23 protein-coding genes and 1 tRNA gene are annotated in these 24,530 nt (G+C 71.5%); 17 read left to right on the top strand and 7 right to left on the bottom strand.

Annotated elements, in window-relative coordinates:
• Positions 1–168: 168 nt before the first annotated feature.
• Positions 169–3,033 carry a penicillin acylase family protein gene (locus tag DEJ51_RS13360; protein WP_150257787.1) on the top strand — a complete coding sequence of 955 codons (2,865 nt, stop codon included), beginning with the start codon at positions 169–171 and terminating at the stop codon, positions 3,031–3,033.
• Here the strand turns inward: DEJ51_RS13360 and DEJ51_RS13355 are convergent.
• Positions 3,030–3,647: a 5-formyltetrahydrofolate cyclo-ligase gene (locus DEJ51_RS13355; RefSeq protein WP_223835789.1), complete on the bottom strand. Its 618-nt coding sequence runs from the start codon at positions 3,645–3,647 to the stop codon at positions 3,030–3,032. The genes DEJ51_RS13360 and DEJ51_RS13355 overlap by 4 nt on opposite strands.
• A 95-nt stretch (positions 3,648–3,742) precedes the next feature.
• Between DEJ51_RS13355 and galU the strand changes: the two genes are divergently transcribed.
• The 7 genes from galU to DEJ51_RS13320 all read left to right on the top strand — a co-directional run bounded on the left by galU (position 3,743) and on the right by DEJ51_RS13320 (position 9,128).
• Entirely contained in the window at positions 3,743–4,645 is a 903-nt protein-coding gene (gene galU, locus DEJ51_RS13350) for a UTP--glucose-1-phosphate uridylyltransferase GalU (protein ID WP_150257785.1), read from the top strand.
• A gap of 4 nt (positions 4,646–4,649) precedes the next feature.
• Positions 4,650–6,017, top strand: a complete 1,368-nt coding sequence (gene glp, locus DEJ51_RS13345) for a gephyrin-like molybdotransferase Glp (RefSeq protein WP_190620355.1) — start codon at positions 4,650–4,652, stop codon at positions 6,015–6,017.
• Between the two features lie 73 nt (positions 6,018–6,090).
• Entirely contained in the window at positions 6,091–6,570 is a 480-nt protein-coding gene (moaC, locus tag DEJ51_RS13340; protein ID WP_150257784.1) for a cyclic pyranopterin monophosphate synthase MoaC, read from the top strand.
• A gap of 59 nt (positions 6,571–6,629) precedes the next feature.
• A complete protein-coding gene (locus DEJ51_RS13335) occupies positions 6,630–7,148 on the top strand; it encodes a molybdenum cofactor biosynthesis protein B (RefSeq protein ID WP_150261889.1) in 519 nt (172 codons plus the stop codon).
• Between the two features lie 17 nt (positions 7,149–7,165).
• Entirely contained in the window at positions 7,166–7,774 is a 609-nt protein-coding gene (locus DEJ51_RS13330) for a GNAT family N-acetyltransferase (RefSeq protein WP_150257783.1), read from the top strand.
• Positions 7,775–7,953: 179 nt separating this feature from the next.
• The gene (locus DEJ51_RS13325; protein WP_150257782.1) at positions 7,954–8,976 is read left to right on the top strand and encodes a hypothetical protein; all 1,023 of its coding nucleotides are present in this window, start codon (positions 7,954–7,956) and stop codon (positions 8,974–8,976) included.
• A 78-nt stretch (positions 8,977–9,054) separates the two neighbouring features.
• Positions 9,055–9,128, top strand: a tRNA-Ala gene (locus DEJ51_RS13320).
• A gap of 172 nt (positions 9,129–9,300) precedes the next feature.
• Here the strand turns inward: DEJ51_RS13320 and DEJ51_RS13315 are convergent.
• Entirely contained in the window at positions 9,301–9,612 is a 312-nt protein-coding gene (locus DEJ51_RS13315; RefSeq protein ID WP_150257781.1) for a hypothetical protein, read from the bottom strand.
• Positions 9,609–10,103, bottom strand: coding sequence for a polymorphic toxin type 44 domain-containing protein (locus DEJ51_RS13310; RefSeq protein ID WP_223835788.1), 495 nt, complete (start codon positions 10,101–10,103; stop codon positions 9,609–9,611). The genes DEJ51_RS13315 and DEJ51_RS13310 overlap by 4 nt, the downstream gene beginning before the upstream one ends.
• 485 nt (positions 10,104–10,588) lie before the next feature.
• On the opposite strand from DEJ51_RS13310, the gene DEJ51_RS13305 reads away from it, so the two are divergent.
• The 3 genes from DEJ51_RS13305 to DEJ51_RS13295 are packed head-to-tail and all read left to right on the top strand — an operon-like array spanning position 10,589 to position 13,027.
• The gene (locus tag DEJ51_RS13305) at positions 10,589–11,059 is read left to right on the top strand and encodes a hypothetical protein (RefSeq protein WP_150257780.1); all 471 of its coding nucleotides are present in this window, start codon (positions 10,589–10,591) and stop codon (positions 11,057–11,059) included.
• Positions 11,060–11,069: 10 nt separating this feature from the next.
• Complete coding sequence (locus DEJ51_RS13300) at positions 11,070–12,494, top strand: hypothetical protein (RefSeq protein ID WP_150257779.1); 1,425 nt, start codon at positions 11,070–11,072, stop codon at positions 12,492–12,494.
• Positions 12,491–13,027: a hypothetical protein gene (locus DEJ51_RS13295; RefSeq protein WP_150257778.1), complete on the top strand. Its 537-nt coding sequence runs from the start codon at positions 12,491–12,493 to the stop codon at positions 13,025–13,027. Before DEJ51_RS13300 ends, DEJ51_RS13295 begins: the two co-directional genes overlap by 4 nt.
• A 75-nt stretch (positions 13,028–13,102) precedes the next feature.
• Here DEJ51_RS13295 and DEJ51_RS13290 read toward each other — a convergent pair whose 3' ends face one another.
• Positions 13,103–13,633: a hypothetical protein gene (locus tag DEJ51_RS13290; protein WP_223835787.1), complete on the bottom strand. Its 531-nt coding sequence runs from the start codon at positions 13,631–13,633 to the stop codon at positions 13,103–13,105.
• A 63-nt stretch (positions 13,634–13,696) separates the two neighbouring features.
• Between DEJ51_RS13290 and DEJ51_RS13285 the strand changes: the two genes are divergently transcribed.
• Positions 13,697–15,052 carry a CoA transferase gene (locus tag DEJ51_RS13285; protein ID WP_150257777.1) on the top strand — a complete coding sequence of 452 codons (1,356 nt, stop codon included), beginning with the start codon at positions 13,697–13,699 and terminating at the stop codon, positions 15,050–15,052.
• A 96-nt stretch (positions 15,053–15,148) separates the two neighbouring features.
• On the opposite strand, the gene DEJ51_RS13280 is transcribed toward DEJ51_RS13285, so the two are convergent.
• Positions 15,149–15,685, bottom strand: a complete 537-nt coding sequence (locus DEJ51_RS13280; RefSeq protein ID WP_190620353.1) for a GNAT family N-acetyltransferase — start codon at positions 15,683–15,685, stop codon at positions 15,149–15,151.
• A 38-nt stretch (positions 15,686–15,723) separates the two neighbouring features.
• On the opposite strand from DEJ51_RS13280, the gene DEJ51_RS13275 reads away from it, so the two are divergent.
• A complete protein-coding gene (locus DEJ51_RS13275) occupies positions 15,724–16,527 on the top strand; it encodes an exodeoxyribonuclease III (RefSeq protein WP_150257776.1) in 804 nt (267 codons plus the stop codon).
• Here DEJ51_RS13275 and DEJ51_RS13270 read toward each other — a convergent pair.
• Positions 16,509–17,207: a MerR family transcriptional regulator gene (locus DEJ51_RS13270; protein WP_190620351.1), complete on the bottom strand. Its 699-nt coding sequence runs from the start codon at positions 17,205–17,207 to the stop codon at positions 16,509–16,511. The genes DEJ51_RS13275 and DEJ51_RS13270 overlap by 19 nt on opposite strands.
• A 174-nt stretch (positions 17,208–17,381) precedes the next feature.
• Here DEJ51_RS13270 and DEJ51_RS13265 point away from each other — a divergent pair, with 174 nt between their 5' ends.
• From DEJ51_RS13265 to DEJ51_RS13250, 4 genes are all read left to right on the top strand, one after another.
• Positions 17,382–18,992, top strand: a complete 1,611-nt coding sequence (locus DEJ51_RS13265) for a flavin-containing monooxygenase (protein ID WP_223835786.1) — start codon at positions 17,382–17,384, stop codon at positions 18,990–18,992.
• Positions 18,989–19,933, top strand: a complete 945-nt coding sequence (locus DEJ51_RS13260; protein ID WP_150257775.1) for an alpha/beta fold hydrolase — start codon at positions 18,989–18,991, stop codon at positions 19,931–19,933. The genes DEJ51_RS13265 and DEJ51_RS13260 overlap by 4 nt, the downstream gene beginning before the upstream one ends.
• Entirely contained in the window at positions 19,930–20,814 is an 885-nt protein-coding gene (locus tag DEJ51_RS13255; RefSeq protein WP_150257774.1) for an SDR family oxidoreductase, read from the top strand. The genes DEJ51_RS13260 and DEJ51_RS13255 overlap by 4 nt, the downstream gene beginning before the upstream one ends.
• A gap of 76 nt (positions 20,815–20,890) precedes the next feature.
• Complete coding sequence (locus DEJ51_RS13250; protein ID WP_150257773.1) at positions 20,891–21,082, top strand: hypothetical protein; 192 nt, start codon at positions 20,891–20,893, stop codon at positions 21,080–21,082.
• Positions 21,083–21,176: 94 nt separating this feature from the next.
• On the opposite strand, the gene DEJ51_RS13245 is transcribed toward DEJ51_RS13250, so the two are convergent.
• Positions 21,177–24,446: a S41 family peptidase gene (locus DEJ51_RS13245; RefSeq protein ID WP_150257772.1), complete on the bottom strand. Its 3,270-nt coding sequence runs from the start codon at positions 24,444–24,446 to the stop codon at positions 21,177–21,179.
• Positions 24,447–24,530 lie beyond the last annotated feature (84 nt).

Genomic DNA, 24,530 nt, shown 5'->3' with positions numbered 1-24,530 from the left:
GTTACCTTACCTAATCTTTGACGCGCCCTTTACGCGATAACCACATTGTGAAACGCCTGTTCCCCCCTGTCCTCGCCAGCTCCACCCCTGGCGGATCAACGAAGTCGGTCCTGCGCCTATGGTTGCTCCCAGTACTCCCAGGACCACCCTGCCCCTCTAAGGACAGCGATGCCCGCCAACGAAACCGCTCCTCCCGTCAAGAAGAAGGGACGACGCGCCCGTCTGATCGTGCTCGTCCTGGTCCTGGCGCTCTTCGCGGGCCTCGGCTACGGGGCGTACTGGAGCGTGGACGGCGTGCGCGCCTCCTTCCCCCAGACGACCGGCTCCCTCAAGGTGCCGGGCCTGACCGGGACCGTCGACGTCAAGCGCGACGCCCACGGCATTCCCCAGCTCTACGCGGACAACGACGACGACCTCTTCCGCGCGCAGGGCTTCGTGCACGCGCAGGACCGGTTCTGGGAGATGGACGTACGACGTCACATGACGTCCGGCCGCCTCTCCGAGATGTTCGGCTCCGGCCAGGTCGAGACCGACGCCTTCCTGCGCACGCTGGGCTGGCGCCAGGTCGCGCAGGCCGAGTTCGACACCAAGCTGTCGCCGGAGACCAAGAAGTATCTCCAGGCCTACTCCGACGGGGTCAACGCGTACCTGAAGGGGAAGTCCGGCAAGGACCTCTCGGTCGAGCACGCCGCGCTCAAGCTGAGCGACGACTACCAGCCCGAGCAGTGGTCGCCGGTGGACTCGGTGGCCTGGCTCAAGGCGATGGCGTGGGACCTGCGCGGCAACATGCAGGACGAGATCGACCGCGCGCTGATGGCGACCAAGCTGTCGCAGGCGCAGATCGACGAGCTCTACCCGCCGTACCCCTTCGACCGGAACAAGGCGATCGTCGAGGGCGGCAAGGTCGACGGCGGGAAGTACACCCCGCAGGGCGGCGCCGCCGGCAGCGGCTCCGGCACCGGCTCGGGCTCCGGCTCGGGCAGCGGCTCCGGCAACGGCAACGCCGTCGGGACCCAGACCGTGACCCCCGCCGGCACCGCCACCGGCCTGGCCGACAACGTCACCGGCCAGGGCGCGGCCGTCGGTCTGCGCACCCAGCTCACCTCCCTCGCCGACACCCTGGACGAGATCCCCGCGATCCTCGGTCCCAACGGCAGCGGCATCGGCTCGAACTCCTGGGTCGTCTCCGGCAAGTACACGACCACCGGCAAGCCGCTGCTCGCGAACGACCCGCACCTGTCTCCGCAGCTGCCCTCGGTCTGGTACCAGATGGGCCTGCACTGCCGCACCGTCTCGGCCCAGTGCCAGTACGACGTGGCCGGCTACACCTTCTCCGGCATGCCCGGCGTGGTCATCGGCCACAACGCCGACATCGCCTGGGGCATGACCAACCTCGGTGCCGACGTCACCGACCTCTACCTGGAGCAGGTCAAGCCCGAGGGCTACGTCTACGACAACAAGGTGCTGCCCTTCGACACCCGCGAAGAGGTCATCAAGGTCGCGGGCGGCGCCAGCAAGAAGATCACCGTCCGGACCACCAACAACGGTCCGCTCGTCTCCGACCGCAGCGAGGAGCTCGGTACGGTCGGCACCCGCGCCCCCGTCGCCAGCTCCGCGCCCGACCGCGGTGACGGGTACGCCGTCGCCCTGCGCTGGACGGCGCTGGACCCCGGCAAGTCCATGGACGCGGTCTTCAAGCTCGACCGGGCCAAGACGTTCGAGGACTTCCGCAAGGCGGCCGCCGACTTCGAGGTCCCGTCCCAGAACCTGATCTACGCCGACAACAAGGGCGCCAGCGGCAACATCGGCTACCAGGCCCCGGGCCGCATCCCGGTGCGCGGCCAGGGTGACGGCCGGATGCCCGCCCCGGGCTGGGACTCCAAGTACGCCTGGAAGGGCGCCAAGGACGGCAACGCCGGCTACATCCCGCAGAACGAGATGCCCTGGGACCAGAACCCCGCGCGCGGCTACATCGTGACCGCCAACCAGGCCGTCGTGGAGAGCGGCACCGGCGCGGGCAAGTACCCGTACGTGCTGACCACCGACTGGGGCTACGGCGCCCGCAGCCAGCGGATCAACGACCTCATCGAGGCGAAGATCAAGGACGGCGGCCGGATCTCGACCGACGACATGCGCACCATGCAGATGGACAACAGCAGCGAGATCGCCGCGCTGCTGACCCCGATGCTGGCGAAGATAGAGGTCTCGGACCCGGGGGTGCGTGCCGCGCAGAAGCTGCTGGACGGTTGGAACTACACGCAGGAGCCCGACTCGGCGGCCGCGGCCTACTTCAACGCGGTCTGGCGCAACATCCTCAAGCTGTCCTTCGGCGAGAAGATGCCCAAGGAGCTGCGGATCGAGGGCAGCTGCATGAACGTCCTCGGCAACGGCACCGGCCCGGCCGACGACCTCGCCAAGACGGTCCGCGAATGCGGCACCCGTGACTCCGCCTCGGCGCAGCCCGACGGCGGCGACCGCTGGTTCGAGGTGGTCCGCCGCCTGGTCAAGGACGAGAAGTCGCCGTGGTGGAGCGTGCCCGCCAAGGGCCTCAACAAGCCGGCCACCACCACCCGCGACGAGCTGTTCGCGCGGGCCATGGCCGACGCCCGCTGGGAGCTGACCGCCAAGCTCGGCAAGGACCAGTCCACCTGGAGCTGGGGCCGTCTGCACCAGCTGACGCTGAAGAACCAGACGATCGGCAAGGAGGGCCCCGGCTTCCTGCAGTGGCTCCTCAACCGTGGCCCGTGGAACCTGGGCGGCGGCGAGGCCACGGTCAACGCGACCGGCTGGAACGCCTCCAGCGGGTACGAGGTCACGTGGGTGCCGTCGATGCGGATGGTCGTCAACCTCAACGAGCTGGACAAGTCGCGCTGGATCAACCTCACGGGCGCCTCGGGGCACGCCTACAACGCGCACTACACGGACCAGACGACGATGTGGGCCAAGGGCGAGCTGCTGGAGTGGCCCTTCGGCAAGGACGCCGTCGAGAAGGCCACGGTCGACACCCTGACCCTCAAGCCCGAGGGTTCCTAGGGACGGCTGAAACGGCGCACCCCTGACGGGGTGGCCACCGCCTGAACGGGGTGGTCGTGCGGTTCCTCCGGGACCCGCGCGACCACCTCGTCGTCGTAGAGGAGGACGACCAGCGCCGGATGTGCCCCGGCGCGCTCCAGCCGCTGCAGCACCCGGTCGTACGAGCCCCCGCCGCGGCCGAGGCGCATACCGCGGCCGTCCACCGCGAGCCCGGGCAGCAGCACGACGTCGGCCCCGGTGACCGCGTCCGGTCCGAGCGCGGGGCCGGTCGGCTCCAGCAGCCGCATCTTGCCCGGGTGGGCGGCCTCGGAGAGGGAGGCCGGGCCCTCGTACGCCGCCCAGTCGAGGTTGTCGTCGGGCAGCAGCAGGGGGAGCAGCACCCGCTTGCCGGCCGCGCGCAGGGCGTCGAGGAGGTCCCGGGTGCCGGGTTCGGTGCCGACCGAGACGTACGCGGCCACCGTGCGGGCACCGGCCAGTTCGGGCAGTTCGAGGGAGCGGACGGCGAGTGCGGCGGCCGCCGCACGGCGGTTCTCGGGCGACAAGGAGCGGCGCGCGGCGAGCAGTTCTCGGCGCAGTTCGGCCTTGGCCGAGGCGGTGGGCGGGTTCTGTGCCACGAGGAAATCAAATATCCTTCCGAATCGGGGCATACCTGTATCTACATGATGGGATCTCGTCGGGTGTTCGACGGAAGCCCACTATCGTTCGGGGCATGACTATGTTGCACCCCGTGATCAAGAAGGCCGTGATTCCGGCCGCTGGCCTCGGTACCCGCTTCCTTCCGGCGACCAAGGCGACCCCGAAGGAAATGCTCCCGGTTGTGGACAAGCCGGCCATCCAGTACGTGGTCGAGGAGGCCGTCGGGGCCGGTCTCGATGACGTTCTCATGATCACTGGGCGTAACAAGCGTGCTCTGGAAGACCACTTCGACCGGAACTACGAGCTGGAGTCGGCCCTCATCGCCAAGGGCGACGACGACCGCCTGAAGAAGGTCCAGGAGTCCAGCGACCTGGCCACCATGCACTACGTCCGCCAGGGCGACCCGCGAGGCCTGGGCCACGCGGTGCTGTGCGCCGAGCCGCACGTCGGCCGCGAGCCCTTCGCCGTCCTGCTCGGCGACGACCTCATCGACCCGCGCGACCCGCTGCTGCGCCAGATGGCCGACATCTACGCCCGCACCGGCGGCACCGTCATCGCGCTCATGGAGGTCGACCCGGCCAACGTCCACCTCTACGGCTGCGCCGCCGTCGAGGCCACGGACGAGGAGGACGTGGTCCGCATCACCGGCCTCGTCGAGAAGCCGGACCCCCAGGACGCCCCCAGCAACTACGCGGTCATCGGACGTTACGTCCTCAACCCCGCGATCTTCGACATACTGCGGGAGACCGAGCCGGGCCGCGGTGGGGAGATCCAGCTCACCGACGCCCTGCAGAAGCTGGCCGCCGACGAGAGCGTCGGCGGTCCGGTGCACGGCGTGGTCTTCCGGGGCCGTCGCTACGACACCGGGGACCGCGGCGACTACCTGCGGGCCATCGTCCGCCTCGCGTGCGAGCGCGAGGACCTGGGCCCCGAGTTCCGCACCTGGCTTCACCGTTACGTCACGGAGGAGATGTAGCACCTTGAGCAGTTCCGCACCGCAGCATCCACGCTTGGCGGGCGGCCACCGTCTGTGGTCCGTGGACGAGCACCTCGCGGACGTCCTCTCGGCCGTCCGGCCGTTGGAGCCCATCGAGCTCCAACTGCTGGACGCCCAGGGCTGTGTCCTGGTCGAGGACGTGACCGTGCCCGTCGCCCTCCCGCCCTTCGACAACAGCTCCATGGACGGCTACGCCGTCCGGACGGCCGACGTCCAGGGTGCGAGCGAGGAGTTCCCCGCGGTGCTGACGGTCGTCGGGGACGTCGCGGCGGGCAGCGGTGAGCTGCCCACCGTGGGCCCCGGCGAGACTGCCCGGATCATGACCGGCGCCCCGCTGCCGCCCGGCGCGGAAGCCGTCGTACCGGTCGAGTGGACCGACGGCGGCACGGGCGGCGGCGCGGCCGCCGGGATGACCCCGGCCAGCGCCGCCCCGGAACACGCGGGCGGCGAGGTACGGGTGCACCGCGCCGCCGAGGCGCGGGCGCACGTCCGCTCCCGCGGCAGCGACGTACAGGCCGGCGACCTGGCCCTCGCGGCCGGCACCGTCCTCGGGCCGCCGCAGATCGCCCTGCTGGCCGCCATCGGGCGCGGCACCGTACGGGTGCGGCCGCGCCCCCGCGTGGTGGTCCTGTCCACCGGCAGCGAGCTGGTCCAGCCCGGCGAGGCGCTCACGGCGGGCACCATCTACGACTCCAACAGCTTCGCGCTGGCCGCGGCCGCCCGGGACGCCGGCGCCATCGCCTACCGGGTCGGCGCCGTCGCGGACGACGCCGACACCCTGCGCGCCACCATCGAGGACCAGCTGATCCGCGCCGACCTGCTGGTCACCACGGGCGGGGTCAGCGTCGGCGCGTACGACGTCGTCAAGGAGGCGCTGTCCTCGGTCGGGCAGTCCGGCGCGGGTGAGGGCGATGACGAGGACGTCGACGGCAGCCGGATGGACTTCCGCAAGCTCGCCATGCAGCCCGGCAAGCCGCAGGGCTTCGGCACCATCGGCCCGGACCACACCCCGCTGCTGGCCCTGCCCGGCAACCCGGTGTCCTCGTACGTCTCCTTCGAGCTGTTCGTGCGACCCGCGATCCGCACCCTCATGGGGCTGCCGGAGTCCGAGGTCCGGCGGCCGAGCGTGCGCGCGGTGCTGAGCGCCGACAAGGCACTCGGCTCCCCGGCCGGCCGCCGCCAGTTCCTGCGCGGCAAGTACGACGCCGAGAGCGGCACGGTCGCCCCGGTCGGCGGATCGGGCTCCCATCTGATCGCCGCGCTGGCGCACGCCGACTCCCTGATGGTCGTACCGGAGGACGTCACCTCGGTGGAGCCGGGGACCGAGCTGGAAGTGGTCCTGCTCGGCTGAAGCCGGGCCGGTGCGGGTAGCGTGTGTCGCACCACACAGGCTCCCCGGGAGCCCAGAGCGGAGCGGCGCAGCAATGAGTACCGAAAGCAGGCTCACCCACATCGACGAGGCCGGCGCGGCCCGGATGGTGGACGTGTCCGGGAAGGACGTCACCACCCGGACGGCACGGGCCAGCGGACGCGTCCTCGTCGCCCCGCGGGTGGTCGAGCTGCTGCGCGGCGAGGGCGTCCCCAAGGGCGACGCCCTCGCGACCGCGCGCATCGCCGGGATCATGGGGGCGAAGAAGACCCCCGACCTGATCCCGCTGTGCCACCCGCTGGCCGTCTCCGGCGTGAAGGTGGACCTGCGGGTCGCCGACGACGCGGTCGAGATCCTCGCCACCGTGAAGACGACCGACCGTACGGGCGTCGAGATGGAGGCCCTGACCGCGGTCGCGGTCGCCGGCCTCACCGTGATCGACATGGTGAAGGCGGTCGACAAGGGCGCGGTCATCACGGACGTCCGGGTGGAGGAGAAGACCGGCGGCAAGTCCGGCGACTGGGCGCGCTCGTGAACGCCGAGCGCGGCGGCGAGGTCCACAGCCACGGTCACCACGCCCCCGCCGAGCCGGTAATGACCCCGCGGCCGCTGGGCCGGGCACTGGTCGTCACGGCCTCGAACCGGGCCTCGCAGGGCGTGTACGCGGACAAGGGCGGACCGCTGCTGGCCGCGGCCCTGGAGGAGCTCGGGTTCACGGTGGACGGCCCGCGGGTCGTCCCGGACGGCGATCCCGTGGAGCAGGCGCTGCGCGAGGGCGTGGCCGCCGGTTACGACGTCATCCTGACCACCGGCGGGACCGGGATCTCGCCGACCGACCGCACCCCGGACGCCACCGCGCGGGTGCTGGACTACGAGATCCCCGGCATCCCGCAGGCCATCCGCGCCGAAGGCCTCGCGAAGGTGCCGACCGCGGCCCTGTCCCGGGGCCTGGCGGGCGTGGCCGGGCGCACCCTCGTCGTCAACCTCCCCGGATCGACGGGCGGGGTGCGCGACGGCCTCGCCGTCCTGGCCCGCGTCCTGCCGCACGCGGTGGACCAGATGCGGGGCGGCGACCACCCCAGACCGGCGGCACCCTCCGGGAGCCCGAGCTGAACGGCCCGACCTGGCCGGTGGTCCTGTCGGACGCAGACGTGACCCTCAGGCCGATAAGGATGCGGGACCAGAAGGCCTGGCGCGAGCTCAACCGGCGCAACCGTGACTGGCTCCGGCCGTGGGAGGCCACGATCCCGCCGCCCGCGCCGTGGGGGCCGGTGGTCCAGCGGCCCACGTACCGCCAGATGGTCCGCCATCTGCGGGCGGAGGCGAACGCGGGCCGGATGCTGCCCTTCGTCATCGAGTACCAGGGTCGGATGGTCGGCCAGCTGACGGTCGCCGGGATCACCTGGGGCTCGATGTGCGCGGGCCACATCGGCTACTGGGTGGACCGCGAGGTGGCGGGCCGCGGTGTGATGCCGACGGCGGTCGCGCTGGCGGTGGACCACTGCTTCGGGAAGGTCGGTCTGCACCGGATCGAGGTGTGCATCCGCCCCGAGAACGTCCCGAGCCGGCGGGTCGTGGAGAAGCTGGGCCTGCGCGAGGAGGGGCTGCGGCCGCGCTATCTGCACATCGACGGCGCGTGGCGCGACCACCTCGTCTACGCGGTGACGGTGGAGGAGGTCCCCGAAGGGCTGATGCGCCGCTGGCACCGTGCGCGCCACTCGCAGTCCCCGCCAAAATAGCGGCGCGGAGCCCTCCGTCGATAAACGAATATCTGTTCGAATTAATGGCCTCGGGTAACCGATTCGCCCATAACCTGATCCGAAGAATCACAAAAAAAGTCCGTGATATCAGCGAGATCGTGCGACACACCGGCCCAATTGGCCGATCCCCCCGGCCGCGCCCCTCTACGGTGTGAGGTGTGAGCAGCAGCGGCCTCATCTACGCAGTCATTGTCGGGGCCTGGGCCGCCTACTTGGTGCCCATGTGGCTCCGGAGGCAGGACGAGCTGAACGAAGCCCGTCCGACGGAACGCTTCTCCACTGCCATTCGGCTGCTTTCCGGCCGGGCGGGAATGGAGCGCCGTTACGCCAAGGGGCTGCGTGAGCGCGGTGACGAGCAGGCGGAGCCCCACGCGGACCCGGACGCCGCGACGGAAACGGTCGATTCCGTCGACGCCGACGCCCGGGCCTTTGCCGTGCCCCCGACCAGGGCGGAGCCGAGACCGGCCACCGTCGAACGGGAGCAGCGGGCGGAGCGGGCCCGGCGCGAACAGCGCCTGCAGGTCCTCGCACGCCGTCGGCGCACCACCGCACTCCTCTTCCTGGTCTTCACCCTCGGCGCGATCGTCGCCGCGGTGGGCGGCCTGCACTACCTGTGGGCACCCGCGGTCCCCGCGCTGCTGCTGAGCACGTACATCGTGCACCTGCGCGTCCAGGAGCGGCGGCGCTACGAGTTCACCATGGACCGCAGGCGCGCCGAGGCGGCCGCGCGGCAGCTGCGGGAGAACCGCCCGAGCCGTCGTGAGCCCGAGGCCGCGGCTGGCAGCGAACCGGACCCTGCGCCACCGGTCTCCCCGCAGGAGGCCGGACGGCGCGCCCTGGTCGAGCAGACCGACCACGCCGAGTGGGTGGACCAGCAGCGCGAACGCGAACGCGGCCCGGCCCGCGGTGACAGCTGGGAGCCGGTCCCGGTCCCGCTGCCGACGTACGTGACCGCACCGGTGGCCCCCCGCGCCACGGGCCCGGCGGCTCCGGACGCCTGGAGCGCGACCCGCTCCAGCACGGCCGAGCCGACGGAACCCCGCCTGCGCGCCCAGCCCGGCCCCCCCAAGCCGGACCCGAAGCCCCAGGCCACCCCGCGCCCCCGCGCCCAGGGCAAGGGCCGCACCCCGCTGTTCGACCAGTACGAGGGCGACGACCGCCCGCGCGCCGCGAACGAGTGATCGGTGACCTGCGCGGACGCTCCGGGATATCGGTTTTGGAGCACCCGCGCGGGGATGCTAATGTTTCACACGTCGCAAGGGCCTGTGGCGCAGTCTGGTAGCGCACCTCGTTCGCATCGAGGGGGTCTGGGGTTCAAATCCCCACAGGTCCACAGACGACAGTTCGCGAGTAGCTCTCGGGAACGTCACGAGATCCCGCCCGGTCGAAAGACCGGGCGGGATCTCGGCGTTTGCGGGGCTTGTTGCCGTAGGCCCGCCGACTCGGCTGCTGTACGGGGCCGGTGAGCACCCGGCTCGGCGTGTCACCGTGTCCGGGCGACCTCGTCAGCAGCGGTAGCCGTCGGGGACCTGGAGGAGAGCCACGAAGATCCACACCATGGCCGCGGCGCCGACCGTGCCGCCCAGGAGGGCGGCCGTGAGGTTCCAACGCCCCACGTACCCGATGAGCACCGCCCACCACACCGCCGCCGTGATCGCGAGCAGGGCTCCGTAGAAGGCCAGCGCGAGCCCGTTGGCTGCGCCGTTCACCCCGACGTCGCATGCCCGCCAGGCGGCTGCCAGCAGCACCGACCCGAGCACGCCGGTGGCCAGACCGGCCACAGGGGCGAGCGCACACCCCCACTGTCCCCGCGTCACTTCCGATTCCTGATCTGCGGGACGTTCTCGCCGTTGCGCTGAGCTTGTTCCATCCGGTCCATCGCTTCGCCGATCCCTTGCCGGAGCTGTTCCTCGGTCAGGCTGTCGCCGTACTTGTCGTAGAGATCCATACCGACGCGCATGGTGATCTGATCGCCTTGGTCGTCGTCCCCGGTGAGCAGCGTCTCTCCGAGGGAGGCGCCCTTGATCAAGGTGTCCGCGTCGAAGCCGGCCGCGCGGCCGACGTATCCGTAGTGGACGTTGGAGTAGATGTCGTAGAAGACTTCGCGGTTCGTTCCGGGCTGCTTGAAGTAGTAGTCGTCGAGGGTCTGGAGGTCGTACCGCTCCTGGAGCTGCGGCTTGTGGTCCCAGTCCTGTCCGGGAGCCACCTTCACGCCCCACATCATCAGCGCCGCGTTGATGTCGGAACCGTAGTTGCGCCCGAATTCGTACCATTCGGGTTTATCCAGGACGTCCCGTTCGTTCACCACTGCCCCACGAGATCAGGCGGCACTCGGCCGCTGTGTCGGCGCGGACCGATATCCGCCCCAGCCAGGGCGCTTGCCCATAGCTCACTGGCCACGCCACTGTGCCGTGCGCAGCCGTTCGAACACCAACTTCTTACCAGCGGCATCGGTGCAGCGCTGGGAAATGATCTCCAGTCAGATGGGAAGCGAGCTACGGCAGCCTCTGGAGTGCCTGTTCAGGCACACTCGTGAACACCCCACAGACGACAGCTGGTTCGCTGCGTGTGAGGGGTGATGGATGGCTGTGCGCACCGGCTAGCATCCCCTCCGGCGGACATCTGGCTGTTCCGGGGGCATGCGAAGCGGCCCTGGCTGCCCGGGGCTGGTGATCAGCGGTCCGGCTGTGTCTCCGCTGCGCGGAGGCCGACACCTCGTAGTGCTGGCTGAGAGTCGACTGCACTCTTGCTCCTGTCGATCAAGTTGTCGCAGGTGCGTGGTGGAATGGCGCGATGGCATGGGATGAGTGGGAGACCGCGAAGACAACGGTGGCCGCCGACCAGCGGGTGTCGATGAGGCTCAATCAGGTGCCGGGAGGCTCCGGGAGCGGGCAGAGCGACCTTGTCGTGCATCAGGACGACCTCGGTGCTGTCGGACATGAGGCGTTCGTGCTCCACAGCCAGTTGCAGAAGGAAGCGGACATCGCCGGCGCTGGTGCCGACAAAGAGGGGGCCGGCTCCACGATGCAGGCCGCAGCAGCCTTGAAGGGCAGCAACTTCGCCCTGGGGGGTGAGCTTGAGGCGACGGTGTCCGTATGGACTTCTCAGGTCAAGAGCATCCTGCAGGCCTGCGCTCACATATCGAACCACCTGGACTACTCGAAGAAGGCACACGCGGAGGACGACGCCGCGATCGCCGCGTCCCTCCAGAACCGGGATGGGTCGGCCGTGCCCGCTTCCCGTCTCGCCGAGTACTTCAAGTAGGGGGTTAACCATGAACTACACCGAGCTCATGGAAGTCGACCTCGGCAAGCTGGGGACAGCGGTCGCCGACTGGAAGCGCGTGGTCGGGGAGATGCAGCGGCTGGGCGGCGAGGCCCGCGACGGCATGAAAGCGAAGACTGACAAAGCCCGTTGGGAAGGGGTCAACGCGGGCGTGACCCGGGACTTCGTTGACAAAACGGTGAAGGAGTTCGAGGACCTGCACCGTGAAGCAAAGAGTATTGCCAGTGTCCTTGATGACGCGTACTCGGAGCTGAAGACGATCCAGCAGCAGGCCAAGAGCGTGACTGCCAACGCCAAGGAAGAGGGCTTCAGCGTCACCGGACGCAAGGACGGAACCGTGGTCATTGCGGATGCTGTCATCTGCGAGGTGGACGGGCCTGGGCAGAGGAAACGCGACATGATGCAGTGGTACGCCGACACGCTGACCGGCTTCGTGAGCCACGCTTCCGAAGTGGACACGGCGGCTGTACGGGCGCTACGCGCGAGCCACGGGGGTGATGCGACCAACGCAGGCCACGCTGCGTACACGTCGCTTGACCAGGACATGCTGCCCAGGGCCGTGAAGCTCGCCGGTCTGGGGGAAGAGGCGAACGACAAGCAGCGCGGGCAGCTGCAGCGACTGTGGCAGTCCCTGAGCCCGGAGGCGCGGGCACAGCTGTGGTCCCAGAACAGAGACGATCTCCTGGCCGCTGGTCTGTTGACCCCTACGGTGAAGAGAGTGGCTGCTGACGACGGGGCAGGACGGTACGACGTCGAATCACCGGACCTCGGGGACTACTGGAAGGAACTCCAGGCCAACGGCATCTCGAACAGCGGTGACTTCATAGGCAAGACCGATGCTGCCAGGCACATGGACCACTATCTGCGCGGCATCGGAACCACCCTCGACCTCGACGTCGACCGGATGCTGACCGACGACGCAGCGCTGCGAAACGTGGTCGCCAAGGCGCGTGCCGATGAGCAGGACGAGTGGCGCCGCCAAGCGCTGGAGGCCTTTGCGGAATCGGGCGGCAAGCCCGTTTCCATACCGGTGGAGTCCCTTGGCCGGTCCTACACCCATCAGGATCGCAACTGGTACCTGGCAGTGGGCAGCGCGATGTCGAACACGACGGGTGTGGTGACAGCCGTGCCCGGCCCGGACGGCAAGCCCCAGGTGAACATCGACTACCAGGTGAACGTATGGGACCGGTACAACTGGGACCCGGGCAAGGCCACCCCCATCGGCCCGACCACGGTGACCGACGCCGACATGGCCCGGATGCACACCACGGGACTGGCGAAGGAGTTCGACATGCGGGGCAGCAGTTCCGTGCAGCAGCATGATCTGGGCTCGGGCGAAAGCTGGCCCGCCCCGCAGGAACCGGGCCGTGACGGGACACGTACGGATATCGGCCGCAACGGGGACGCCCGGTGAGTTCGGCACAGGTACGGGCACGGCGCCCGCTGATCGTTGCCGCGGTGGGACTGCTGGCTGGTCTCATGGCCGGCTGCATGGGGTCGTCGGCCGAACGGAGCGCTCAAAACGTGGGCCGCTCGCCGGGACCGCAGGTGCCGTACTGGATTGACGCGGCCACCGTGGAGTCGGTCGCCGCGACGTTGCAGGTACGGATACCCCCGACGGCGACGGAGACAAAGGCGGCGCACCAGAAGGGCTTTCAGGACGACGGGCTGCTTCTGTCCTTCGTCCTGCCCGCTGACGCGGTGGACGGGTTCCTTGCGCAGCTGCAGCCCGAGCGGCCTCTGCGTCTACGGGAGCAGCCGTTCGTGGGAGAAGGAGAAGCGACCACGCCGTTCGCACACCTGGGTCTTCCGGAGCCGGACTCGCTCGCCGGCGTCCGGGAAGGAACGGTGTGCGCACCCTGCAAGGGCGATCTGAACACGCTGGAGGTCGCCGTGGCGCGGGTCGATGAGCACAAGAGCCGCGTGTATCTGAGCGGCGTCGACTGAGGAACGGCACAACGGAACAGTGGTGGCCGTGGCGGCGGCCGCCGCCGCTTCCGGGCCGTACGCGCACGGCTCGCCTCAGCCGCTGTGCTCCAGGACGAGTTGACGGAGGGCGGTGGCCGAGTCGGGAGCTAGTCGGTAGATGCCCTGGACGCTGATGGAGCGGGCCAGTTCCCCGTCCACGACGTGCTTGAGGGTGCGTTCGCCGCGGCGGGAGGTGTACGTGAGACGTGACAGCAGATCGGCCGGGACGACCGTGCCGAATCCGAGCGCGGAGCCGGGCGGTCCGAGCAGCACCTCGGTGACGCAGCCCGCCTTCAGCGTCCGCCAGTCCAGCAGCTTCGCGTAGTCGTCGTCGTGGAGTTCGGCCCCGGCGTCCTTGTAGGGGATGATCCGCGACACCTCCATGGCCCCCAGCAGGTGGAGCCGCTTGCGGAAGGCGCGGACGGGGAAGACCGTGTCGCCGGGCCGGACGCCCGCCCGTACGAAGCTCGGCAGGGACTGGTGCGGGCCGCCGAACAGCATCGTGAGGCGCTGGCCGGCACGGCCGGTGCGGTCGAGCTCGCGGCACAGGTCGTTGGTCCACAGGGTCGTGTAGGAGTTCGGCACGGCAGAACCGTAGAGGCGCCCACTGACAGGACGGGGAGGCGTCGGCTGGGCGAGGATGCCCCCATGGCGATCAGACGGGAACGCGACACCGGGACGGCGCAGGCCTGGGAGGCCCTCGGCGGCGCACCAGAGCTCGTGGAACGGGTCCGGTTCGCCGGGACCGGCGATCTCGGGCAAGGGCCGCTGCCGGTGGCCGAGTTGGCGCGCGCCACCGTCGCGGCCTGCGGACTGGCCGCCGGAGAGCTCGCCGCGGTGCGGGCCGGGGGCGGGGCGCGGGACGTGGCTGCGCTGGTGGTGGACGAGGGCGCGGTGGCCACGGCGTTCGTCAGCGAACGGCACCTGCGGGTCGAGGGGCGCGCACCGGTGACCTTCGCGCCGTTGTCCGGCTTCTGGCGGACGGCGGACGGCTGGGTCCGGACGCACGCCAACTATCCGCACCACGAAGCCGCTTTGGTACGGGCCCTGCGGCTGCCGTCGGCGACGCCGGAGGCGGTCCGCGCCGCGGTCGCCGGACGCACCGCCGTCGAGGTGCAGGAGCTCGTGTACGGGGCGGGCGGACTCGCCGTGGCCGTGGCGGCGGAGTACGGGGCGCCGCAGCCGCTGGTGGAGCCCGTACGGGTGACAGGGGCGCGGGGACGGACCCTCGGCGACGCCCCGGCCGGCCGGCCCGCCGCGGGGGTACGGGTGCTGGATCTGACCCGGGTCATCGCCGGGCCGGTCGCGACCCGCACGCTCGGGCTGCTGGGGGCGGACGTCCTGCGGATCGACCCGCCGGGCCTGCCGGAGGCGGACGACGCGTACGCGGACACCGGCTTCGGGAAGCGGTCGGCGCTGCTGGACCTGGCGGAGGCGGCGGACCGGGCCGTCTTCGAGGGGCTGCTCGCGGAGGCCGACGTGGTGGTGACGGGCTACCGGCCGGGCGCGCTGGAGCCGTACGGGCTCGGGGCGCGGCAGCTGCTGGACCGGTGGCCGGGGCTGGTGGTGGCCGAGCTGTGCGCGTGGGGGTGGCGGGCGGCGGAGCCGTGGGCGGGCCGGCGGGGCTTCGACTCGCTGGTGCAGGCGGGGTACGGGATCGCCGCCGCGTGTGCCGGGGCCGACGGGAGGCCGGGGGTGCTGCCGGCGCAGGCGCTGGACCACGGGACGGGCTATCTGGTGGCGGCGGGTGTGCTGCGGGCGCTGGCGGAAGGGGGTGGGAGGGGGCTGCGGTTCTCCCTCGCCGGGACGGGGTCGTGGCTGGTGCGGGGGCTGGCGGCGGGGGGTGTCTCCCGCGGCGCGGGGGGCTCGTACTCGGCGGAGCCGTGGCTGCGTGAGTCGGTGTCGGGGTACGGGGTGCTGCGGCACGCCGCCAGTCCCTTCGGGGAGTGGCGGGTGGGGCCGTCCCGGTGGGGGACGGACCGGGCCGTCTGGCTCCCGCGGTAGGGGTGGTGCGGGTGCGGGTGCGGGTGCGGCGCCGTTGCCGGGGGCGCTGCCCCCGGACCCCCGCGCCTCAAACGCCGGCGGGGCTGGAGGGGCGCCTCAAACGCCGGCGGGGCTGGAGGGGGTGGCGGGGCTGGACGGGGTGGGGAGCAGGGGCTTCGTCATGCAGCGGCTGGACTCGTGGAAGCGGTAGTGGCCGAACTTCGCGGACGGGGAGTAGCCCGAGGAGAGGTACAGGGCTATCGCCTCCGGCTGCTGGTCGCCCGTTTCGAGGACCATGCGGTGGCGGCCCGCCGCGCGGGCGTCGTCCTCCAGGACGGCCAGGATGCGGCGGGCGAGGCCCAGGCCGCGGGCCTGCGGGACGACGTACATGCGCTTGAGTTCCGCGTCGCCGTCCGAGTAGCCCTCGTCGTTCTCGTCCTGGGTGCGCCAGCCGCCGCTCGCCACCGGGGTGCCCGTGGCGTCGTACGCCAGCAGGTACAGGCCGTACGGCGGGGCGAACATCGCCGGGTCCAGGAAGGTGGCGTCGCCCTCGCCCTGGTACCGCTCCTGGTATTCGAGCTGCACCTGGTCGTCGAGTTTGACCGCGTCCGGGTGGTCGTACGGCACGGTGCGGAGGTCGATCCCATGAGACATCCGAACATCGTACGGAACCATCCCGCTATGGTGCTGGGATGCTCACTGTGACCTCCGTGAATGTGAATGGGATTCGGGCCGCCGCCAAGAAGGGCTTCGGGGCGTGGCTCGCGGGATCCGACGCCGATGTGGTCTGCCTGCAGGAGGTACGGGCCGAGGAGGGGCAGATCCCGGAAGAGGTGCGCACTCCCGAGGGCTGGCACACCGTCTTCGCACCGGCCGCCGCGAAGGGGCGGGCCGGGGTCGCGCTCTACACGCGGCGTGCGCCGGAGCGGGTGCGGGTGGGGTTCGGCAGTGAGGAATTCGACACCGCGGGCCGGTATCTGGAGATCGATCTGCCCGGCGTGACCGTGGCCAGCCTCTACCTGCCCTCGGGCCAGGCCGGGACGGAGAAGCAGGACGAGAAGTACCGGTTCATGGGGGAGTTCCTGGCCTACCTCGCCGAGCTGAAGGTGCGGGCCGCCGCCGACGGGCGCGAGGTCGTGGTGTGCGGTGACTGGAACATCTGTCACCAGGAGGCCGACCTCAAGAACTGGAAGACGAACCGCAAGAACGCCGGCTTCCTCCCCGAGGAGCGCGAGTGGCTGGGGAAGGTCTACTCGGAGGCCGGCTACGTCGACGTGGTGCGCGAGCTGCACCCCGACACCGAGGGGCCGTACTCCTGGTGGTCCTACCGCGGGCGGGCCTTCGACAACGACGCCGGCTGGCGCATCGACCTCCAGGTGGCCACTCCCGGGCTGGCGGCGAAGGCCGTGAAGGCCTTCGTGGAGCGGGCCGAGACGCACCCCGAGCGCTGGTCCGACCACGCGCCCGTGACCGTCGTCTACGAGCTCGGCGTCTGACCGGAGGGCGGGGCGGTGGACGCCAGGAGGCGGTCCATCGCCATCGTCAGCTCCGCCTCGACCACGCTCTTCGCCAGCGGGCGCAGCCGGGTGAGCGCGTCCGGTGAGAGGTGGTCGGATATCAGCCCGGTGAAGAGCAGGGCCATCGCGTCCGCGTGCTCGCGGACGCGGCGGCCGGTCTCCAGGACGGCCGCGAGCGGGACGCCCTCGCGGACCAGGGCCGAGGAGACGTCCAGCAGGCGGCGGCTGACGTGCACGATCTCGTCGCCGTCGACGGCGAGGTAGCCGAGATCCAGGGAGGCCGCCAGGTTCTCCGGGGTGACCTCGCCCTCGAAGTAGTCGGCCAGTGCCTCCGGGGTGAGCCGGACCCGGGTCTCCTCCGACGAGCCCATGCCGAGCAGCTCTCCGAGCTGGCCGACGTCGCGGCCGTTCTCGAAGGCGGCGGTCAGCTCGGCGATGCCGCCGAGGGTGTGGCCGCGTTCCAGCAGGGCGGCGATGGTGCGCAGCCGGGCCAGGTGGTGGTCGTCGTACCAGGCGATCCGCCCCTCGCGGCGCGGTGGCGGGAGCAGTTTGCGCTCGCGGTAGAAGCGCAGGGTGCGGACCGGGATCCCGGCCGCTTCGGCCAGTTCCTCCGTGCGGTACTCGCGCACCGTCTTCGCTTGCGTCTCTTCCTTCGCCACAGACGCACCTTATGGCGTACCGGCAGTAACTTTCCGGGTCGGACCCCTACCCATGAGTACGGGGCTGCTCTACCCTCCCGATTGTGCCAGTGATTGCTGGCAGTGTTTCGATGGTGCGGTGCGGCGTAGCGGTGCGTGGCTGGGACTACTGCGGATGAGCGGAAGGCGGCGGGCATGGGTGGCACGAGGGGCACGAGTGGCATGGGCGGCGGGCGCGAGCACGTACGGGTGGCGGTGATCGGGTCCGGATTCGGCGGGCTCGGCGCGGCCGTACGGCTGCGCCGCGAAGGGATCACGGACTTCGTCGTACTGGAACGGGCCGACTCGGTCGGCGGCACCTGGCGCGACAACAGCTACCCCGGGTGTGCGTGCGACGTTCCCTCCCATCTGTACTCGTTCTCGTTCGCGCCCAATCCCGACTGGCCGCGGACCTTCTCGGGGCAGCCGGCCATCCGCGCCTACCTGGAGCACGTCGCCGACACCTTCGGACTGCGCCGGCACATCCGGCTCGACACCGAGGTCCGGATGATGCGCTGGGACGCGGACGAGCTGCGCTGGGAGATCGAGACCTCGGCCGGTGAGCTGACCGCCGACGTCGTCGTCTCGGCGACCGGACCGCTGTCCGACCCGAAGATGCCGGAGATCCCCGGGCTCGCCGAGTTCCCCGGCAAGGTCTTCCACTCCGCCCGCTGGGACCACGACTACGACCTGCGCGGCAAGCGCGTCGCCATGATCGGTACGGGCGCCTCCGCCATCCAGATCGTCCCCGCCATCGCCCCCGAGGTGGAGCGCCTCACCCTCTTCCAGCGGACCCCGCCGTGGGTCATGCCCCGCACCGACCGGTCCATCACGGCGGTGGAGCGCTGGCTGCACCGTCAGCTGCCCTTCACCCGGGCGGCGCGGCGCGGGCTGCTGTGGGGGATCCGGGAGCTCCAGGTCAGCGCCTTCACCAAGCGTCCGAACCAGCTCGGCCTCATCGAGTCCCTGGCCAAGGCCAACATGGCGCGCTCGATCAAGGACCCGGCGCTGCGCGCGAAGCTGACGCCCTCCTACCGGATCGGCTGCAAGCGGATCCTGCTCTCCAGCGAGTACTACCCGGCCCTGGCCCGGCCCGATGTGGACCTGGTCGCCTCCGGGCTGAAGGAGATCCGCGGCTCGGTGCTGGTCGCCGCCGACGGGACCGAGACCGAGGTCGACGCGATCATCTTCGGCACCGGGTTCCACGTCACGGACATGCCGATCGCGGACCGGGTGGTGGGCACCGAAGGCCGCACCCTCGCGGATTCCTGGAAGGACGGGATGCAGGCGCTGCGCGGGGCCACCGCCGCGGGCTTCCCCAACTGGATGACGATCATCGGGCCGAACACCGGGCTCGGGAACAGCTCGATGATCCTGATGATCGAGTCGCAGCTCAACTACATGGCCGACTACCTGCGGCAGCTCGGCATGCTGGGCGGGAAGGTCGCGCTCGGCGCCCGCCCCTCCGCCGTGCACCAGTGGAACCGGCACGTGCAGGCCCGCATGGAGCGGACGGTCTGGAACACCGGCGGCTGCACCAGCTGGTACCTGGACGCGAACGGCCGCAACACCACGGTCTGGCCCGGCACGACAGGCGAGTTCCGCCGCGAGACGCGCAGCGTCGACCTGGCGGAGTACGAGGTCGTACGGGTGCGGGAGCGGGTGCCGGTGGCCGCCGCGGCCGTCACGGCTGCGGCGCCGGTCGGGGTGGGCGAGCCCACGACCGGTGAGGCCGAGGTGGGTACGGCTGCCGAGGGCGCCGCGTGAGGCGGCCGGCGCACGTCACCTCCGGCCCCTACGCCCCGCCCGCCGCCCGCCGCGAACTCGTCGCCGTCTCCGCCGACGGGGCACGGCTGCACGTCGAGGTGCACGGGGACGAGGGGGCGCCCGCGGTGGTGCTGGCCCACGGCTGGACCTGCTCCACGGCGTTCTGGGCCGCGCAGGTACGGGCCCTGGCCGCCACCCACCGGGTCGTCGCCTACGACCAGCGCGGACACGGGCGCAGCCCCGCCGCCCGCGAGCACAGCACCACCGCACTCGCCGACGACCTCGTGGCGGTGCTCGGCGCCACCCTCGCCCCGGGGGAGCGCGCGGTCGTCGCCGGGCACTCCATGGGCGGCATGACGATCATGGCGGCCGCGGCCCGGCCGGAGTTCGCCGAGCACGCCGCGGCCGCGCTGCTGTGCAGCACCGGCAGCTCCCGGCTGGTCGAGCGGGCCACGGTGCTGCCGGGGCGCGCCGGGCGGGTGCGGACCCGTGTCACCGGCGCGGTCCTCGGATCGCGCGCCCCGCTCGGACCGGTCACGCCCGTCGCCCGCTCGGTCCTCAAGTACGCCACCATGGGCCCCGGCTCCGCGCCCGACCGGGTCGAGGCGTGCGCCGCGATCGTCCACGCCTGCCCCACCGGGGTGCGGCACGCATGGTCCCGGGTGCTGGCCGGGCTGGACCTGGACGCCGACGTGGCACGGCTGACCGTCCCCACCGCCGTGATCGGCGGCAGCGCCGACCGGCTCACTCCGATCGAGCACGCCCGCGGGCTCGCCGCGGCGCTGCCGAACTGCGTGGGCCTCACCGAGCTCACCGGCATGGGGCACATGACCCCGGTCGAGGCCCCCGAAGCCGTCACACGCGCCGTGCGCGAGCTGACCGCGCGCTATCTCGGCGACCTCGACGACCTCGACACCATCGCGAAGGAGAAGACGCCGTGAGCGCTCGCAGGAGTATGGAAGGCCAGGTCGCCGTCGTCACCGGCGCCGCCCGGGGGGTCGGTGAGCTGCTCGCGCGCAAGCTGTCGGCCCGTGGTGCGAAGATCGCCCTCGTCGGCCTGGAGCCGGAGGCCCTCAAGGAGGTCTCCGAGCGGCTGCACACCGACAGCGACCACTGGTACGCCGACGTCACCGACCACGAGGCCATGGCCCGGGTGGCGGAGGAGGTCAAGCAGCGCTTCGGCAAGGTGGACGTCGTCGTCGCCAACGCGGGCGTGGCCGCCGGCGGGCCGTTCGCCGACTCGGACCCGGACGCCTGGCGCCGGGTGATCGAGGTCAACCTGATCGGCGGGGCCGTCACCGCTCGCGCCTTCCTGCCCGTACTGACGGAGAGCCGCGGTTACTTCCTCCAGATCGCCTCGCTCGCCGCGATCACCCCGGCGCCGATGATGACCGCCTACTGCGCCTCCAAGTCGGGGGTCGAGGCCTTCGCGCACTGCCTGCGCGCGGAGGTCGGGTACAAGGGCGTCAGGGTCGGTGTCGGCTACCTCTCCTGGACCGACACGGACATGGTGCGCGGCGCCGACCAGGACGAGGTCATGCGGGAGTTGAGGCAGCGGCTGCCGTGGCCGTCGAACCGCACGTACCCGCTGGGGCCGGCCGTCGACCGGATCGTCGCGGGCATCGAGCGGCGCTCGGCGCACGTGTACGCGCAGTGGTGGCTGCGCGGCATGCAGGGGACGCGCGGCTACCTGCCGGGGATCATCGCGGCGGTCGGGCAGCGCGAGATGAAGCGCTTCGAGCCGCGTCTGCGGGGTGTGTCCAAGGGGCTCGTCGGGGCCGGCGGGGAGGCGGACGAGAGGGAGCGCACGCAGCGTCACTGATCGAAATGCGGCCTTTGTCTGCCCATGAAAGTCTGGTCGAGGCCCCACCACCTACACCCCTCGTGGAGTGAACAGCATGGGCATCAAGGACCAGTTCCAGGACAAGGCGCAGGAGCTCAAGGACAAGGCGCAGAAGGCGCAGAAGTCCGGCGGGAACCCGCAGGACGGCAAGCCCGAGCGGACCCCGCAGCCGCAGCCGCCGCAGCCGAAGGGCTCGCCGCAGCGGTCGTTCGACGACCTCCAGGACGAGCTCGACGACCGGACCTAGGCTTCGGCCCCGCCGCCGGCGGGCCCGCACGCAGCGCCGAGGGGCGCGATCCCCGATGTTCCGGGGATCGCGCCCCTCCCGCTTGCGTGCCTGATCACTCCCTCGGCGGCAGCTTCGGACGACGCCGGTCCGGTACGTCCGTGTAGCCGGGCGGCATCGCGGCCGGGTCCTGTTCGAGCAGTTCCAGCGCCAGGTGCACGGCGTCGTCCATCTGGGCGTGCCGCCCCTCCGCCCAGTCGAGCGGGGTGCGCAGGATCTCGAAGTCCGGTTCCACGCCGTGGTTCTCGACCGACCACCCGTACTCCGGGAACCAGGCGGCGTTCATCGGCACCGTGATCACCGTGCCGTCGCCCAGGGTGTGCCGGCCCGTCATGCCGACCACTCCGCCCCAGGTGCGCTGGCCCACCACCGGTCCCAGGCCCAGCAGTTTGAAGGCCGCGGTGATCATGTCGCCGTCCGAGGAGGTCGCCTCGTCGGCCAGCGCCACGATCGGGCCGCGCGGTGCGTTGGAGGCGTAGCTGACGGGCTGGGCGTCGCGCGTCAGGTCCCAGCCGAGGATGGAGCGGGTGAGCTTCTCCACCACCAGCTCGCTGATGTGGCCGCCGGCGTTGCCGCGTACGTCCACGATCAGCGCGGGGCGGGACATCTCCATGCGCAGGTCGCGGTTGAACTGCGCCCAGCCCGAGCCGCCCATGTCGGGGATGTGGAGGTAGCCGCAGCGGCCGCCGCTGAGCTCCCGGACCACCTGGCGCCGCTTGGACACCCAGTCCTGGTAGCGCAGCGGCCGCTCGTCGATGAGGGGCACGACGGCGACCCGGCGGGAGCGGTCCGCGCCCTCCGCCGGCTGGAAGGTCAGCTCGACCGTGGTGCCGCCGGCCGCCGCCAGCAGCGGGTAGGGGCCGGCGACCGGGTCCACGGGCCGGCCGTCCACGTGGGTGAGCACCGCGCCCTCCCGGATGCCCGTTCCGGCCAGCGGGGAGCGGGCCTTGGAGTCGGAGGACTCGCCGGGCAGGATCCGGGCCACCACCCATGTCCCGTCCCGGGAGACCAGGTTGGCGCCGAGCAAGCCGATGGCCCGCTGGTAGTGCGGGGGGCCCTCGTTGCGGCGGGCGGGGGAGACGTAGGCGTGCGAGGTGCCCAGCTCACCGAGGACCTCCCGCAGCAGGTCGGCGAACTCGTCGGGGGACGCGACCCGTTCGACCAGCGGGCGGTACTGGCGCAGTACGCCGTCCCAGTCGATGCCGCACATGTTCGGCTCCCAGAAGTACGCGCGGATGATCCGCCCGGCCTCCTCGAAGGCCTGGCGCCACTCGGCCGCCGGGTCCACCTCGTGCAGGATGCGCCGCAGGTCCAGGTACACCGTCGAGTCGCCGTCGCCCGACTCGGTGGCGGGGACCGCGCGCAGGTCCCCGTCGTCGTTGATCACGAGCCGGGTGCCGTCGCCGCTGACCGCGAACCAGTCCAGTCCCGAAGCCAGTTCGCTCTTGCGGGCCTTGGTCAGGTCGAAGTGCTCCAGCGTGGGCTTGCCGCTGATGTCGTTGGGGTTGGCGAAGGTCTCGCCGAGCGCGCCGGAGATCGGCCAGCGCAGCCAGACCAGACCGCCTCCGTTCACCGGGTACAGGGCCGAGTACTTGGAGGCGCTCACCGGGAAGGGGGTGACCCGGCTCTCCAGCCCCTCCACCTCCACGGTCACGGTGCCGCCTTCGCCCGAGCCCTCCGAGTCGCCCTCGGCCGGGTCCAGCCCGCCGGCCGCGGGCCGCCCCTCGGCCGACAGCGCGAAGGGCGAGGGGGTCGCCGACGACAGCGGCACCAGGTACGGGCGGCAGCCCAGCGGGAAGGACAGGTCGCCGGTGTGCACGTCGTAGACCGGGTCGAAACCGCGCCAGGAAAGGAACGCCAGATAGCGCCCGTCCCGGGTGAAGACCGGGTTCTCGTCGGCGAAGCGGCCGTTGGTGACGTCGACGACGGCGCGCGCGCCGGGCCCGGAGATGCGGGCCATCTTGATCTGCCGCAGCGAGCGCCCGATGCCCGGGTGCGACCAGGTCAGCCAGGCCCCGTCCGGGGAGAACGCCAGGTCGGTGACGGGGCCGTTGATGGAGCGGATCAGCTCGGTGACCTCGCCGTCGGAGTCCTCGGTCGCGTCGACGAGCAGCAGCCGCCCGTCGTTCGAGGCGACGGCGAGGCGCTCCCCGTCCGGGTCAGAGAGCAGCTCGGTGACGCGGCCGAGCCCGCCCGAGGCCAGCCGGCGCGGCTCCCGGTCCCCGGAGGCCCGGGGCAGGTAGGCGATCTCGATCGCGTCCTCGCCCTCGGCGTCGGTGACGTAGGCGACCTGTCCGCCGCTGCCGAGCATCTCCGGGAGCCGTACCCGCACGCCGGGGGTGTCGGCGATGGTCCGGGCCGGTCCGTCGCGGTGGGTCAGCCAGTACAGGCTGCCGCGCACCACGACGGCGCTGGCCCGCCCGGTGGCGTCCACGGAGAGCGAGTCGACGTGGCTGGCGGCGGGCACCTGGTAGGTGCGCCGGCCGGCGCGCGGGCCGCCGAGGCGGACCTGGAGCTTGCGCGGGGCGGCGCCCGGGTCCAGGGAGTCGACGAGCCAGAGGTCCCCGGCGCACTGGTAGACGACCCGGGAGCCGTCGCTGGAGGCGTGCCGGGCGTAGAACTCGTCGTGGTCGGTGTGGCGGCGCAGGCCGGTGCCGTCGGGCAGGCAGGAGTAGAGGTTGCCGATGCCCTCGTGGTCGGAGAGGAAGGCGATCCGGCCCCCCACGAACATCGCGGCGTCCAGGTGCCCTTCGAGGTCTTCCAGGAGCTGGCGTCCGTGGAGCCAGAGCCGGCCCATGGCGCCGCCCCGGTAGCGCTTCCAGGCGGCCGGCTCGTGCGGCGGCTTGCCCGTGAGCAGCAGGCTCTTGTGCTCGCCGCCGATGTCGGCGACCTGGATGTCGGACACCGGCCCCCAGGGCAGGCGCCCGCCGGGGCTGCCGTCGGTGGGCAGTTTGTAGGCCCAGGAGAAGTAGGAGAAGGGCTGTTCGTGCGAGGAGACGGCCAGGACGTTGCCGTCGGGGTCCCAGCCGCAGACGCGGGTGTCGGTGGCGCCCCAGTGCGTCAGCCGGCGGGCGGGACCGCCGTCGACGGGGGCGAGGTGGATCTCGGGATCGAGGCTGCGCCAGGTGGTGAAGGCGATGTGCCTGCCGTCGGGGGAGAAGCGCGGGTGGCCGACGCGGGTCCGGTCGACGGTGATGCGCCAGGCCCGTCCGGGTGTCTGGCCGTCGGGGACCAGCGGGGCGACCCAGAGGTCGTCCTCGGTGGCGAAGCAGAGGAGGTCGTCGTGCAGGTGCGGGAACCGGAGGTACGCGACGTCGTGACTCACCCCCCAATGCTTTCCGCGTCAGGGGGCCGTGGCAACTCGTACAGGTGATCCATGACACTCCCCCAAGCGAAACGGAACGGTTTC

Origin of the sequence: Streptomyces venezuelae (genome assembly GCF_008642275.1) — a bacterium.
Taxonomy (GTDB): domain Bacteria; phylum Actinomycetota; class Actinomycetes; order Streptomycetales; family Streptomycetaceae; genus Streptomyces; species Streptomyces venezuelae_E.
The sequence above is the reverse complement of the archived record's forward strand: the minus strand, read 5'-3'. Positions and strand labels throughout refer to the sequence as shown.

Bases quoted from the DNA above. Each gene is read 5' to 3' on its own strand.
- DEJ51_RS13335 (WP_150261889.1), top strand. From the start codon at position 6,630: ATGACCCCGCGGCCGCTGGGCCGGGCACTGGTCGTCACGGCCTCGAAC.
- DEJ51_RS13285 (WP_150257777.1), top strand. From the start codon at position 13,697: ATGGCGATCAGACGGGAACGCGACACCGGGACGGCGCAGGCCTGGGAG.
- DEJ51_RS13250 (WP_150257773.1), top strand. From the start codon at position 20,891: ATGGGCATCAAGGACCAGTTCCAGGACAAGGCGCAGGAGCTCAAGGAC.
- DEJ51_RS13300 (WP_150257779.1), top strand. From the start codon at position 11,070: ATGAACTACACCGAGCTCATGGAAGTCGACCTCGGCAAGCTGGGGACA.
- DEJ51_RS13265 (WP_223835786.1), top strand. From the start codon at position 17,382: ATGGGTGGCACGAGGGGCACGAGTGGCATGGGCGGCGGGCGCGAGCAC.
- DEJ51_RS13275 (WP_150257776.1), top strand. From the start codon at position 15,724: ATGCTCACTGTGACCTCCGTGAATGTGAATGGGATTCGGGCCGCCGCC.
- DEJ51_RS13360 (WP_150257787.1), top strand. From the start codon at position 169: ATGCCCGCCAACGAAACCGCTCCTCCCGTCAAGAAGAAGGGACGACGC.
- moaC (WP_150257784.1), top strand. From the start codon at position 6,091: ATGAGTACCGAAAGCAGGCTCACCCACATCGACGAGGCCGGCGCGGCC.
- DEJ51_RS13305 (WP_150257780.1), top strand. From the start codon at position 10,589: ATGGCATGGGATGAGTGGGAGACCGCGAAGACAACGGTGGCCGCCGAC.
- galU (WP_150257785.1), top strand. From the start codon at position 3,743: ATGACTATGTTGCACCCCGTGATCAAGAAGGCCGTGATTCCGGCCGCT.
- DEJ51_RS13280 (WP_190620353.1), bottom strand. From the start codon at position 15,685: ATGTCTCATGGGATCGACCTCCGCACCGTGCCGTACGACCACCCGGAC.